A 14,581-nucleotide genomic window follows, 5' to 3' on the forward strand; every position below is an offset into this window, starting at 1 on the left:
GACGACGGCAGAGCCTTTAGGACGCTCAACATCTTGGATGAACACAGCCGGGAATGCCTGGCTGTCCGGGTGAAGCGGAAGTTAAATACGACCGAAGCAATCGACGCTCTGACGGATCAATTCATCCTGCGAGGCGTGCCTGACTACATCAGGTCGGAGTTGCCCATTGAAGGCGCCATTGGTTCGAGCCCAATGGGCGACGGCCCAGAGTTCATCGCTGAGGCCGTCAGGGACTCAAGGACTGCCTGCATCGAGCCCGGGTCACCCAGGGAGAACTGATAATGTGAGAGCTTTAACGGGCGGATGCGCGACGAGTTGCTGAACGTTGAAATCTTCTACTCGCTACGTGAAGCCCAAATCATCATTGAAAGATGGAGGAACCATTACAACACCAAACGACCACATAGTGCTTTGGGCTAACGTACACCTGCGCAAGAGGTCATCGTTCCGATGGACCAAAGGTCAATCATGCACTAACTTTTAATTTGAACCACTCAAGTGGGGCTGCTCAAAGGCGGGCGTTCTCTATTCCCACATTCTTAAGCGGGCCGGACGTCAGGTCATCATTCTGATGGTGTTGAGCCCACTTGTTCAGTGTCGAAACACCAACCCCCAAATCGGAATCGATCTGAGGTCGCGTCAGCCCACGGCTTATTGCAATGCGAACCGCGTCACATCTGAACTCGTCGTTGTATCTTAGTACTAATTGTCGTCTCTTTCATTGGGAATATCGTTCGACGAGACTGGAACTCAGTCGGGACATGTACAAATTTTGGGAAGGCGATTCTTTGGTTCCCTAAACTCTGCCGACGGACACTCGACTTTTCCAAGTTGATGTGGCAAAAGCGCCCTAAAACAACAAATCCACTTCTCTCTAAATTATTGTAGAAAAGAAGAGTGGTAGTCACAGGATACTTGAAATGACCCTTCCAGACATTGCGTCACTATGGATTGGCGGCAATCTGAGCTGGCTGGAGCAAGTGTGCCTTAAATCCTTCGCCGATCACGGGCATCGCACCATTCTTTATACCTACGAGGGGGTGAGCAACGCGCCTGAGGGCGTCGAAGTAATGGATGCCAATTCTATTTTTCCCAATACCAATTTCATTCGACACAAGGAAAGTGGATCTCCGGCTGTGCATGCTGATGCGTTCCGCTACCGGATGATCCAATTGCAAAACGTTGTCTGGGTGGATGCCGACATTTTGTGCGTTCAGCCGTGGGACACTCAAAACGAATTTATCTTCGGCTGGGAAAAGAAAAACAGAGTCGTTTGCAATGCGGTGCTGGGCTTGCCCCGGTTTTCCCGTACACTTGAGCGGCTCAACGCCCTTTGTGCCGATGAATACCCTATCCCTCCATGGCTGACGGGACAGAGCAAGGAAGACCTTGAGAAAGCCGCGCGCGATGGCAAGCCGGTGCATGTTTCAGAACTGAAGTGGGGTGTTTGGGGGCCTTCGGCAGTCACTCATTTCCTCAATGAGACAGGCGAAATGGAACATGCGATGCCGCAGGAGGCATTCTATCCCGTCTCATTCAAAGACCGCCGCGATTTGGTGAAGCCGGGAGACGTGGTTGATAACATTATGACCGATGGTGTTTATGGCGTTCACCTTTGGAACCGCCGTCTGAGTCGCCGGATCGTGACCAACCATAATGGCATCGCTCCAGAAGACAGTTTTCTGGGACGGGCGCTGGTGCGCCACAACGTCGACCCTCTCCTTGCGCCAATCCCCGACAAACCTCCCCCGGGACACCCGACGCAGGAAGAATTGCGTCGGCAAAAGGCACAGACGACAGCGAAAGAACCCACTGTGAAACCGGCTGCTGCACCGGCAGTGGCCCCAGTGACGCAGGAGCCTGCCGTAGGCATCAAACGACAGCGACTTCTGCAATCGGAGCCCTACCAGAACGCGATTGATAATATGGAAGGCCGGACGGAGCAGATGTTTGGTCAGCTACCGCCTGTCGCCCCCCCAATATCACATGACAGGATTTTGGTGCTCACTTCCATGAAGAACGAAGCGCCATTCATTTTGGAGTGGGTCGCCTACAACAAGGCAATTGGTGTCACCCATTTCCTCGTTTACACGAACGATTGCAGCGACAACACGAACGAAATCCTTGATCGCCTGTCAGATCTTGGCCTTGTCACCCGGGTCGATAACCCTTGGAACCCCTACAAGACGAAAAAGAAGCCTCAGCACGTCGCGCTAGAAGACGCGATGGAACAGCCTGCCTACGAGGACGCCGACTGGGTCCTGACGATCGATGTAGACGAATTCGTCAATATCCATGTGGGCGATGGAACGTTTTTTGATCTCTTTAAGGCCTGCAATGATCCCAACGTTATTTCCTTCACATGGAAGTTCTTTGGGAACAGTCATGTGAATGAATATGAAGACCGCCCAATCATGGAGACTTTCACGGCCTGTGCGCCAGAATTTATTCCCAAACCGCGTTTGGGGTGGGGCTTCAAATCGATGGTGCATAAGTCTGCCCCCTACACCAAAATTGGCGTGCATCGTCCACTGAAGATTTCTGATGAAAGTAAGCTGGATCAGGTGCGTTGGGTCAATGGATCGGGCCGGATGATGCCCGAGATGCTTCTTACCAATAACGGTTGGCGCTCCACTAAGCGCTCGCTCGGTTACCGAATGGCGACGCTTAACCATTACATTTTGCGATCTGCCGAAAGCTTCCTCGTGAAGCGCGACCGAGGGCGGATCAACCATACCGAACAGGACCAGGGCATCGATTATTGGATGCGCCGAAACTACACCTCAGAAACCGACGACCGGATGCTTTCTCGGTTGCCGATGATGCAAAAAGAGCTGGACGGCCTCAAAGCCGACAAAAAACTTGCCGCGTTGCATGAAGAGGCCGTGCTTTGGCACAAAGATAAAATCGCCAAGCTCAAGGTGAACCCAGGTTACAACGAACTCTATCGCGACCTCACCGAGGTGCGACGGCCTGACGCGATCTACCTCACCAAGCCCGAAGCAGAGTCAAGCGACGCACAACCGGTCGAAGATCTCGGCCTGCTCATTCCGGAGCCCGAGCGCGAGGTGATGTCGGATCAAGCGGCCGCGAAGAAGCTCGCGTTGCTCACTCGCATGCTCAAGGGTGAAGTGAGCTCCAACGAAACAATAGCCGACCAGATGGCAGCGCCCGAGGTCAAACGCCATGATGCCTGGCTTCCAGAACCGCCGAACTCACCGATGGGGGGCGACCAGGAACCGCGGTTCGAGGAAATGCGCAGACAAGCGGCACAGTCCGGTGGTTTTTTTTGGGAAGGCCCTGATAACGCGCTCTTTTTTGAACCCGTAGGGCGCCGTCTTGTCGTGACCTTCGACAATGTGCACACCGCGCGCCTACAAGAGCAACGCTGGCCATGGGGCTACCCCCAGATAACCAAGCAGTTAGGCTGTTCGGTCCTCGGCATTATGTCGAAAAATCGGGGCTGGTTCCGCCACGACTTCGTACATGACTGTTTTGACCACCTGAAAGCTACCGGCTGGTTCAAGCAGTTTGATAAGGTCTTGTTCTACGGCGCCTCAATGGGCGGCTTCGGAGCGCTCACCTATGCCCGAGCTTGCCCGGGCGCAAATGTGCTCGCGCTTGAGCCGCAGACAACCCTAAATCCAGAGATCTTGCCGAATGACACCCGCTGGCCTTGGACCAGAAAACTGGATTGGACAGGCCGCTATTGCGATGCCAGAGAAGGCATTGGAGAGGCACGTAAGGTAGTTGTCGTCTCCGACCCTTATTTTGAACTGGACCGCGCACATGTGGCACGGCTGAAAGGCGATAACGTCCAAAAATTGAGGCTCCCGTTCTTTGGCCATAAGGCCGCGCCTGCGCTCCTGCAGATGGGTAATCTCAAGTCACTTCTGACCGATATGGCAGATGGCGAGGTCAACACAAACGAGTACTTCCGCCTACTGCGGAACCGTCGTGATCTTGCTCGCTTCCAACACACAATTATCAACCATGCTAAGGATCGGGGCCATCTCAAGCTCGCCTTGCAAGGTTGTGAATATACATTAAAAAAACGCAAAGCCCGCAACATCAGACTTATTAAGGAAGACATCGAAGAACAGCTCAAGGGTCATAGAAGTGGCTAAAAATCTTATTCTGACCTGCATGAAAAACGAAGGCCCGTTTATTCTTGAATGGGTTGCGCACCATCTGTGTATCGGGTTCGATCATTTTCTTGTTTACACTAATGATTGCGATGACGGCACTGTCGAACTTTTGGATGCTTTGGCCAATGCGGGTATCGTGACTCGGATCGATAACCCCTATCAGCTAATGGGCCAGCCCAAACCACAACGTGGTGCTCTCAAACATGCCGAGGGGCTTGATCTAGTGCGTAATGCAGACTGGGTACTTGTTTCCGACGTAGATGAATTCGTGAATATTCATGTGGGCGATGGCAGTCTCGACGCCTTGGTCAAGGCCGTTGGTTCGGCTGAGATCATTTCTATGCAGTGGCGACTTTTTGGCAGTAGCAATATCGACCACTACGAAGATCTTCCCATAGTGAAGCAGCATAGTTACTGTGCGCCCAAATTTTGCCCAAGGCCAGTGCAGGCCTGGGGCATCAAATCCATGTTCCGTCCTGGTCCGCTCCCGGCAGGTCAGTTTGCAAACATCGGTGTGCACCGCCCTACAGGCAAGAAGACCACAACACCCGTGACTTGGGTCAACGGCTCAGGGAAGCAACTCCCCAGAAAGTTCAATGAAAATGGCTGGCGGTTGGGGATTGGCACCTATGGCTATGATCTTGTGACGCTGAACCACTACTCGGTACGTAATGCTGAGAGCTACCTCGTAAAAAAAGATCGCGGTCGTGTCAATCACGTAAACCGAGATCAGGGCGAGGCCTATTGGTTGCGAATGAACTTCAACATGTCACACGACCTTTCGCTGCAAACGGCTCTCCCTGAGATCGAGAGAAGAATTGCGGAGTTAAAGACGCTACCCAATGTAGCCAGCTGCCATTTACATGCAGTAAAGACGCACAAAGAAAAAATCAAAGCGCTCATGACACGCGATGATATGATAGAGCTTTACCGAGAGATTACCTCGCCCCGATCAAAACTTCTGTCGCGGTTTCTCAACATGCTCACAAAAGAACACTTTGCCGATGGCCCACGCACGGTTCCCGATGATCTGGTTTCGAAACTGGAACAAGTGCCCTACTTTGGATGATGGTAGTGGTGAGGACGGCTGTCCGAAACTGTATTTTATTGGGTAAGACAAAAACAGGAATGTCAATATGAGCGATGAATGGAGACTCGTCAGTTTGTCGAATGACAAAACAATACTTACCGTTAAGCGTAAGGGCGGTTTTTTGGACCGCGAGACAGAAGAGGCCATGGAGAGTTTCTATAGGATATTGTCTCAATTGACTGAACGAATCAGTAAAGTTTCGAGCGAAGAAGATAAAACTGCCCTGCGCAATCATTTTCGAAAAGCAGTTTTCCAATTTGAAAAGTCTTTCTGAGAGAGGGCAGGGACGTTGATCAGAGATGTGGCCCCATAACAGTTTGATACCGCTCCTTTGAGAGTAATTATTCGGCAGCAAAGCGCTTTCTTCACAAGCCTGTCTCTCTTCTACCAGAGTAATTGGAATACTAGGATCGTAGATGCAGTTGAGACTGCGCTCAAAGCTTTTCTATCCGCATCGAAGGTATTTAGCACTGGAGTGGAAATCCCGTCATCTCCGAGCGAAAGGAGGCATAGGCAAGCACCAGGGCGGCATTGAAGCGGATTAGGTCCAAAGTGGACCACTTGGTATGAGGCAATGCGAGAATACGAACTGCCTCAGCAATGGGCTGTGACTGAGGAACCCCAGGAATCCGTCGACAAAAATGAGATCGCCCACGCTTGCGAATCAGGTAACGACATGTCTGCATAACATCTCCAACTGCTGAACGCCGTTTTAAGAATCTCGATGCAGTGTGTGGGCTGTGTGTGCCACATGCACCATGCAGACAGGAAGTGATCGGAGTCAAAACCTACTTCCATTTACTTCCAATCACTTATAGGGCGATTGGCTCCGGCGGTAGGGATCGAACCTACGACCAATTGATTAACAGTCTGGAGGTAGGGTGAATCCATCACTCCCTTAAACCCCCTTAAGCTCACGTAGATCGCCATTATGCCACTGCAAATAAAAGAAAAAACCTGAACACCATTTGACTGTTGCAACGCCAAGGGGCTTGCGTAGGTCTGGGACCCAATGGAATGAGGTCCTGAAGTGGGACCCACCTGGGACCCGACGTGAGAAACCATGAAGCCAAAGTCAAACTTGCCAGAATCCGGCCGTGCCACATTGAAAGACACGGTCGTCCCGGGGCTAGAACTCCGAGGGAACCAAAAGGGCGCGACTTGGACGCTCCGCCATCGAGTAGGAGGAAAGCGGATCAGGGATACAATTGGGCACTGGCCCGGACTTGCCGCTCCTGCTGCGAGGGAGGCGGCACGCGTTAAACTGTCCTCAGTGGCTGTGACCAGAGCCGCTGGAGGAGATGTTCTTGCTCAACGAGCTGAGCGGTACCGTCTCAAGAATGCGCGTTCGTTTGGAGATGCCCTGACTGTTTATGTTGCTCATCGGAGTGAGCTACGAACCATTGGGCATGCCGACAAACTGCTGAGGGACGTGTTTCGGAATTTGTTGACAGAAAAATTGCCCGCAGTTTCAAAACAGGACATTTTAGCCTGTGTTGACGCACGGCGAAAAACCGCACCTGCAGTGGCTGACTTGTCCATTCGCTATGTTCGACCATTTTTTAAGTGGGCCTACGATCGAGGTGAGATCGCTGCCGACCTATTGACCTTGCGTGTTGGGCAAACCGCCAAACGCGATCGTTTCCTGACGCGAGAGGAGCTTGGTAAAGTTTGGCTCGCGCTGGAACACCATGCCGACCATGTAGCGGCCCAAGCAGTCAAGATGATGATTGCAACAGCGCAGCGGCGGGACGAGGTTGCCGGAATGCGCTGGTCGGAGATTGAAGGTGATTTGTGGACTATTCCAGGTGAACGAACAAAAACCGGCAAGGACTACCTCGTTCCACTGAATACTGAAGCACAATTCGTTCTGGATCATGCTCGGAAACGGGATTGTGGTTCGGATCTGGTATTTGTCGGTGCGACAGGGAAAACTCCGTTCAGCGGGTGGTCGAGGTTTAAGACCAAGCTCGACAATGAGGCGGGCGTGAGCGGCTGGACGTTTCATGATTTCCGCAGAACCTTCGCAACACTCTCCGCTGACTCAGGAATTGATCCAATCATTGCAGACCGATGCCTGAACCATGTGGGAGCAAGTACATTGAACGACGTTGCTCTACGCTATCAGCATTCCACGATGCTGGATCAGAAGCGGGATGCCTTTGAACGCTGGGCGACAATTGTCCGGACCTGTGTGGATGCAGTAGAGGGCTCCAACATAGTAAAATTGGCGGGAGTGCAATAACTAGGTAAAAGGCCCTCTTGCACCTCATCTGGCGTGTTGGTAGTGGTCTGGTACTGCATCTGGACAACCGGGTCAGCGCACCGAGTTTATGAACTAAGAGCCTTAGGGCGACCCGGCTGAAATCCCGCCGGGGAGAAATGAACACATTGATTACGCGCGATGCTTCAACTTACACCCGCTTTCAGCGGGTATACTTGGAGTATGCCTGTGCCTTATGCACTAGAACGCCCGCCACTGCGGGCACCCGTTTCAGAACATGCCGAAACTGTCTCTTTGAACGCCTTTCGTGTTTCCCCACGAACAATGGAGCGTTGGGGCGTCGTGATGACTCACGTGCAGGGAAAACGCCAACCGCTTACGTCCGAAGTCTGGGCTGCGGTACTTGCCCGTTTGCCAGCTAGCGACCATGCAAAAATTCTTGGGAGTATGCCCCAAACTCTGTCCGATGAAGTGATGCTTTTCTTGCCCGCCGCTACCGAATTTTTTGGAGGAGCCGTGTAATGCTTGATATGAAGCAACATAAAGACAGCTGGGCCGTCGCGGACGAGTTTCTTGAAGTATTCTACGGGGCCGAGGCGACGGACGTGTGGGTGACGGGATTCAACGACATTACGACGGACGCAAGCTGGTTCGGGATGCAAGGGACAGCGGCCTTGCGTCGGCGCGTGTCCGACCCAGACAACGCGGACCTGTATTTCTGCACCGGGCAGCTACGCCGTGGTGCGAACAATCGGACCCTGGGCGAAGTCGTGGCGCAGCCGATGCTTTATGCGGACGACATTGGCACGAAGGTTGACCGCAAGCTGTGGGACGAAATGTTTGCAGCTGGGTTCCCGCAGCCGACGGCCAAGATTGAAACCTCCCCGGGTAACGAAACTTGGGTGTGGAAGCTCGAAGGCGATGCCACCACGCCGGAGCGTTGGCAGGAGTTGGCGTTGCTGCGTGCCTACATGATCGAACGCAAGCTGACGGACGCGCTGCACGATGCAACCCGCTACCTGCGCCTGCCTTGGGGCCACAACTCCAAGCCAGCCTACAAAGACAGCAAGAACCGTTCGCCCGCCGTGGGCTACATCGAGTGGAACCCCACGAACACTGCGACCGTGGATGCGATTGGTCTTGCCTTGATCGGTAACGCCGACTGGCGCAACGCTGACGTGCCTATGTCGGCTAAGACGTCCAAGGATTTGGCGGCTATGGGTGCTGGTGCGCGGCCACGCGACGCGTCGATGGACGACGCCGTGGTTCGTATGGCTGAGGTTGTTGGACTTGAACCACGAGAGCGGACACAGGGGGTTGTCGATGCTATGTGCCCCAACTGGCACGCGCACGGCGACCGTCCAGAAACTGGGTTCTCCTTTATCGGTTCGGACGGCTCCGCGTTCTGCAACCACGCGTCCTGCGATGCCCTGACCACCCCTGATTTCGTGGCTATGGTGCGGACGCAATACGAGGACCACGTTTCCGGGCTCATTGCTATGGGCCTGAACACCGAGAACCTGCCGGAAAGTTCGAGCATTTTTGAGGCGCGTATTTGGTTCGGAGCGTATCCGTTGACCCCAGCGGAAATGAAAACCAATGCATCCCGTCAAGCCAAGGCAGAGACAATGGCAGCGAAACAACCCAAGCGTGGAGATGCCGCGCATGAACGAGCAGCGGAAACGGTTCTTTCGGGTGACGCGCGGCTTTTTCAGGACGAAAAAGGCACGGTTTGGCTTTCCCGCGAGGGCCGGTTGTTTAATATTTCAGGGAAAGACCGTGGTCTTTTGCGCGTTGCTGCAAAGAATGGGCACAACCTTACGGGAACTGCAGCAAACAATCTGTTTGATCACTTGCTGAACCGTGTAGATGGGGACGCTCCAAAGGAAGTAGTTCATTTTCGCCAGGCTCAGCTAAAGGATGAGGCCGGACAACCCGCAATTTATGTAAACCGTATGGCAAACGGGCGGGTGGTGAAGATTCAGGCTTTCGGGTGGGAAGAGTTGCCTGTGTCGAAGGTGTCAATCCATATGACCGATCGCAAAGGTGGGCTTCCTCTCCCGGAAGCTGACACGTCGGCCGCTCCGGCTGATTTGTTTCCATTGCTTGGCAGGCATCTGCCTATCGTGTCTATGAAAGATCCAAACAGTGCTTCAGACCCGGGTGTGAGGCAACGTGCTGCCCTTCTTAGCTTCCTTGGTTCTGCGTTGTATCGTCCGGGGACGGTCCCGCACATGATGATTGCAGGGCAACAAGGATCAGGAAAAACGACAATGGCGCGTCGGCTGGTTGCCTTGACTGACCCAGATGCTGCCGCTGTTACGTCAACGCTTCCTAGCGAACCTGAAAAGCTATTTCCCGTCGTCAGCAACCGGCTCAACATGGTTGTTGACAACGCAAGCAGGATCACAAAGTCCACCTCCGATGTGCTTTGTGCTCTTGCCTCCGGGACCTCGTACGCTGCGCGAAAGCTCTATACGGACGGTGACCGCAGTATTACTCAAGCGCACGCCAGCGTGGTCTTTACCAGCGTTCTTTCGGGCATTGTCAATTATCCCGACCTTGCGCAGCGGACCTTGCGCATTGAGCCACCAAATATTGCTCGCACCCAACGCCGCAGTGAAAGTGCCTTGGATGAAGCCTGGAAGACGGATTATCCCAAAATTCTTGGCGCGCTTTACAGTGCAATGGCAGGTGGATTGACCAATTGGGATGCGGTCGAGACAGATTGTGAGCGAGGTGTGATGGACCCGCCCCGACTTTCTGATGCAGCAATCACCGCAGAGGCAATGGCGCAGGGATTGGGATGGCCTGCAGGGCTATGTATGACCGCGCTTAGCGACGGCGAGCAAAGCGAAGCTGGGCGCATTCTTGAGAACAACCCGGTGGCGTTGCGTCTCAAGGCCGTTCTGGAAGCACAGCCCGGCGGTATTTGGTGCGGTAGCTTTGCTGAACTGGAAATGGCCGTTGCAAATATTCCACTTCCCAATGGGCCGCCCTGGGATCGAAAGCTCATGCCGTTTAAGGGGCAATATGAGCGCCTGTGGCCGGGGCTTGAGGAGGTATGGGGCATTAAGCGGAAAAGGTTTGTGGCAAATAGGAGCCGTCAGGTCCGATTGATTCAAGTGTCCACGGCGGCAGCTGGAGCTGTCAGCCCACTCTCCAGCTGTCATTCGTAAGGCACTGAAACTACTTAGGAAAGCGAGCGGTGACAGCCGTGACAGCCAAGTGCGGGAAAATTTCTCGCTTTGCAGTCTGCCGCCGCTTTCCGTATGCGTCCGTGCCACTCCCTCTCTTTCTTTCTATTTAAAGAAGTAGAGAAACCGGCTGTCACGGCTGTCATGAGGTGGTTATACGTAGTAAAAACAGCTTGTTACACGTGACAGCTGATGGAGTTGCGGGTGTCACCTGCCGTCACCGGCTGTCACGCCCGGCAACAAACGAGCCTTTCGAAGCAAATGGCATTTGAGCCTATGAGTTGGTGCTACGAGGAAGTTAAGATCACTATAGAAATTGAAGAGCGCCTTCCCGAAGATGCGCGCTTGCCGAACGAGGACTGCCTTCGATCTCTTCCCATGGCTTCCAATGTCTACCGTACCTGAACTGCCTCAACCAATTCCAACCACCGCTTGCATGCCTCTACGTCGGCAGGACGTGCCAGGTAATCTCGCAGGGTACGTAGGACGGCCAACTGTTTGGCTTCACCTCGTGCTGCCGACATTATTTGTTCAAGCACCGCTGTGTTCTGTCGGTAAACCCTCATCAAATCATCAAATTCATTCTCATCGGCGGGTTGCGTCCGTGGGCGCCCGGGCCGCGTGTAGCCCTTTCCACGAACAATTTTGGGTGCGCGAGGGGTGTCTGGCAGTTCACGCCGGGATGAGCTGGTGGTGCCGGTTTCGCTCACGGCCCACGTCCGGGGCGCTGAAGCGAATTTGTGTTCACTGTAGTCAGTTCCAGTAGGGCGCGGCCCAGCGAGCTCTATGCGCCTCTGCAGGTCTTGTGTCAGCGCCTTGTACCAAGAAGCACTGTTCGGCCGATCTATCTGAGTCCGCCGGTAGCGCCAGCGTAACCAATCCACCACAGCAGGGGGCAGTGCATCCAACGCCAACCCACTTACCGCGTCCCTAAAATTCCTTTCCTGTTCGCCGAGATCAATGGTGCTGCCGGGGAGCCAAGGGTTTGTCTTCCATTGGTCTCCCAACCTATTTGCAGCGCGCCGTGCTTCTGCTCGGTTCCATTCTGCCGCACTGATCCGCCCGCCTTCGAAAGCCCGTTTCTTGCGTTCTCGAAAGGCATTTGCAGCCTTTGGTCCGGCGTGGCTCAGACACCGATTACTCCCTTCCTTGATTGGGATGTTTTGACATGCGGCGCCATTTCTGGTTCGTGCTCCACAAATTGCAGCCCCAGAAGCACCGCGTTGCGTTTTCTTGGCTCCTAAACTGAACGAAGCTTCGTGTTGTTTGGATTGGAATTGGAGGTGAATTGACATGAAGAACCTCGATGACGACCCCACTTCACATGGGATATGTTATTCTAATACATCGAGAGTCCTTGGCCTAGTTGGTTCTTGTGTTTGTCTGGGCAGACAAATGACGCCGTCGACAATATAAAAGCTATGGGCGGACGGCTGTCCTTCCGACGTTCAGGTGGCACTCTGGAGTTGGAAAATCCAACAGGGAGCATTTCCTCCAGGTCTCGACGGCAGTTATGCGCAGCTATTGACCTTTGCAAAGTTGGCCCCCAGGACGCGAAGACATGTCGCGAACGGCGCCTTCCGGACATTCATTACATCGTCAAATGCTGCGTTGCGGCTTCGCTAGAGCGGCCATTCGCCACGATTGAAAATTTGAGATCTTGGCGAACCCACACTAGGCGGACGAAGCGCCATTGTCTGCGGTCTGCTCGAGCGTCGCTTCTGGCTACCTAAAACCTTGGAGGCAAGAGAAAGACCGAAATTATATCAATCATTTGCAAGGCTATTGATATGAACAGCCGTCCGCTCAGTATCTAGAACCTATTCTGCCTTTCTGACTGACAGACTTAGCCTGGCGACCTAAACCGACTGAGTATTTGGCGCAGTTTTCTCATTGCCACTTCCTATGTGGGTGCGAAGAAAAAATTGACAGAGCGAATGTGAGCGTTTAAGAGCGTTTAGGAGCGATTGAGAGCGATTGAGATTGCTTTGGGATGAACTGCGATTTGGACAAGAAGCGAAGGCTCAAGCATGAACATGTCAGAAAATTTCGAATTGGCCGCTGTAAGACGTGGGAGAGTCGCTGACTTGGTGGCATCAAGAGGCGCTATGACTCTTCGAGAGCTCTGCGATCATTTTGGTGTGTCAATTGCGACAATGCGTCGAGACCTGCAGGCGCTAGATGAAGAAGGTCGTGTCGAACGCACCCATGGCGGTGCAATGCGAAAGGCCAGCGTTAATGGGGATCTACCCAATGACCAGCGTAAATCGGTCGGTGCTGAAGAAAAACGCAGGATCGGTTTGGCTGCGATTAGCCTCTTGGACGGTGATGAGGTCGTTTTCTTGGATGCTGGCACAACAGCACATGCTGTTGCCGTCGAGGCGATCCGGAAGCCCAAATGCACTTATGTGACGACCTCTTTGGGTATCGCGCGAAAGTTGCAGTCACACGGTCTGACGGACTTTTATCTTGTCGGCGGGAGTTACGAGCCGATCAACGACTCGTTCGCGGGCACCTTGGCGATCGAGGCGTTACGCGCCTTGTCCTTTGATGTCGCTTTTATCTGTTGCAGCGCGATCGATTTGAAAGCCCGCTCTATCAGCGTCGCAAGCGAAGCCTACAGTCAGGTCCAGAAAGAAGTCTTAGCAACGTCGCGGACGAAATTCGTCATCGCAGATAGCAGTAAGTTCAAACCGAGCGCTTTTATGCGAACAGCGACATTTTCCCAGATATCAGGTGTCATTACCAACAGCGAAGCAAGCAAGGACGACCTTGATGTGTTGCGTAAATCTAAGCTTGAACTGGTGCTGGCATGAGCGCGCCGGGCATTTCACTTGAGGTTCGCGGCTTACGCAAAAGTTGGGGTCCAATAAACGTGCTGAAGGGGGTCGATTTTGACATCCACGCCGGTGGATTCTTGACACTTCTTGGTCCGTCGGGATGCGGTAAGAGCACCGCGTTGAAATTGATTTCCGGCCTTGAGAGCGTCACGGCGGGTCAGATTTTGCTCAATGGTCAAGACGTGACTAGCAAGGCTGCCTCGGATCGAAATATTGGGATGGTGTTTCAGAACTATGCACTTTTCCCGCATATGAGCGTGGCCGAAAATATCACCTACGGTCTGAAGGTGCGTAAGGTTGCAAAGTCAACGCAGCAGGCTTCACTCAAACGCGTGGCCGAATTGATGGCCTTGAGCCCGCTGCTTGACCGCAAGCCCGCGCAATTGTCGGGTGGACAGCAGCAAAGAGTGGCATTGGCGCGCGTTCTGGTTTCTGAACGCCCGATTGTCCTGATGGATGAGCCTCTGTCCAATCTGGATGCAAAGCTGCGGGTCGAAATACGCAGTGAAATCCGAGCACTTAACAAACAGCTCGGCATCACTGTGCTCTACGTCACTCATGATCAAAGCGAGGCGCTATCGATGTCCGACACGGTAGTGCTGATGAACAAAGGACAGGTCGCACAGATTGGGGCGCCAAAGGATCTATATGATCGCCCCGCCAATACGTTCGCCGCAAGTTTCATCGGGACGCCACCAATGAATCTGCTGGCTGCCAAGGATGTGGTGCTGCCCGATTGGGTCGCGTCACGTGTCACTGGAGAGCAGGCCGATCTGTTAATCGGCGTGCGCCCCGAAAAAATGCACATCCTTGGCGACAACGACGACTTTTCGGCCACGTGCACGATCGCCAGCGTCGAATATGAAGGAAGTGTTTTCCTGGTGCATCTAAGGACGCATTCTGGTGCTGCCTTCATTCTTGCCCATCATGGGCCAGACGCACCAATTCCAGGCGATGAAATCGTAGTGGGTTGGAAGAACGAAGAAGCACATCTGTTTTCCAGTGGAACTGGTCTGCGCATTTCAAGCAATTCAAAATAAAGGCAAAAAAAGCCGTTCATCTTTACAATCTGGGAGGAGACC

8 protein-coding genes and 1 pseudogene are annotated in these 14,581 nt (G+C 53.4%); 8 read left to right on the top strand and 1 reads right to left on the bottom strand.

Annotation, left to right across the window (positions count from 1 at the left end; all coding sequences use genetic code 11):
* The 6 genes and pseudogenes from DL239_RS18560 to DL239_RS18585 form a co-directional block, all read left to right on the top strand.
* A pseudogene (locus DL239_RS18560) lies at nucleotides 1-420 on the top strand (integrase core domain-containing protein); the annotation flags it as partial.
* Nucleotides 421-920: 500 nt separating this feature from the next.
* Nucleotides 921-4,127, top strand: coding sequence for a glycosyltransferase family 92 protein (locus DL239_RS18565; protein WP_167685600.1), 3,207 nt, complete (start codon nucleotides 921-923; stop codon nucleotides 4,125-4,127).
* Nucleotides 4,120-5,217 carry a glycosyltransferase family 2 protein gene (locus DL239_RS18570; protein WP_369410591.1) on the top strand — a complete coding sequence of 366 codons (1,098 nt, stop codon included), beginning with the start codon at nucleotides 4,120-4,122 and terminating at the stop codon, nucleotides 5,215-5,217. The genes DL239_RS18565 and DL239_RS18570 overlap by 8 nt, the downstream gene beginning before the upstream one ends.
* Nucleotides 5,218-5,284: 67 nt before the next feature.
* The gene (locus tag DL239_RS18575) at nucleotides 5,285-5,512 is read left to right on the top strand and encodes a hypothetical protein (protein WP_167685601.1); all 228 of its coding nucleotides are present in this window, start codon (nucleotides 5,285-5,287) and stop codon (nucleotides 5,510-5,512) included.
* 1,251 nt (nucleotides 5,513-6,763) lie between these two features.
* The gene (locus tag DL239_RS18580; RefSeq protein ID WP_167685602.1) at nucleotides 6,764-7,483 is read left to right on the top strand and encodes a site-specific integrase; all 720 of its coding nucleotides are present in this window, start codon (nucleotides 6,764-6,766) and stop codon (nucleotides 7,481-7,483) included.
* A 500-nt stretch (nucleotides 7,484-7,983) separates the two neighbouring features.
* Entirely contained in the window at nucleotides 7,984-10,641 is a 2,658-nt protein-coding gene (locus DL239_RS18585; protein WP_167685603.1) for an AICE element replication initiation protein, read from the top strand.
* A gap of 410 nt (nucleotides 10,642-11,051) precedes the next feature.
* Here DL239_RS18585 and DL239_RS21825 read toward each other — a convergent pair whose 3' ends face one another.
* Nucleotides 11,052-11,183 carry a hypothetical protein gene (locus DL239_RS21825; protein ID WP_255456309.1) on the bottom strand — a complete coding sequence of 44 codons (132 nt, stop codon included), beginning with the start codon at nucleotides 11,181-11,183 and terminating at the stop codon, nucleotides 11,052-11,054.
* 1,512 nt (nucleotides 11,184-12,695) lie between these two features.
* On the opposite strand from DL239_RS21825, the gene DL239_RS18590 reads away from it, so the two are divergent.
* A complete protein-coding gene (locus DL239_RS18590; protein ID WP_167685634.1) occupies nucleotides 12,696-13,475 on the top strand; it encodes a DeoR/GlpR family DNA-binding transcription regulator in 780 nt (259 codons plus the stop codon).
* Nucleotides 13,472-14,539, top strand: coding sequence for an ABC transporter ATP-binding protein (locus DL239_RS18595; RefSeq protein WP_167685604.1), 1,068 nt, complete (start codon nucleotides 13,472-13,474; stop codon nucleotides 14,537-14,539). Before DL239_RS18590 ends, DL239_RS18595 begins: the two co-directional genes overlap by 4 nt.
* Nucleotides 14,540-14,581 lie beyond the last annotated feature (42 nt).

Origin of the sequence: Parasedimentitalea denitrificans, from assembly GCF_011813015.1 — a bacterium.
Taxonomy (GTDB): domain Bacteria; phylum Pseudomonadota; class Alphaproteobacteria; order Rhodobacterales; family Rhodobacteraceae; genus Parasedimentitalea; species Parasedimentitalea denitrificans.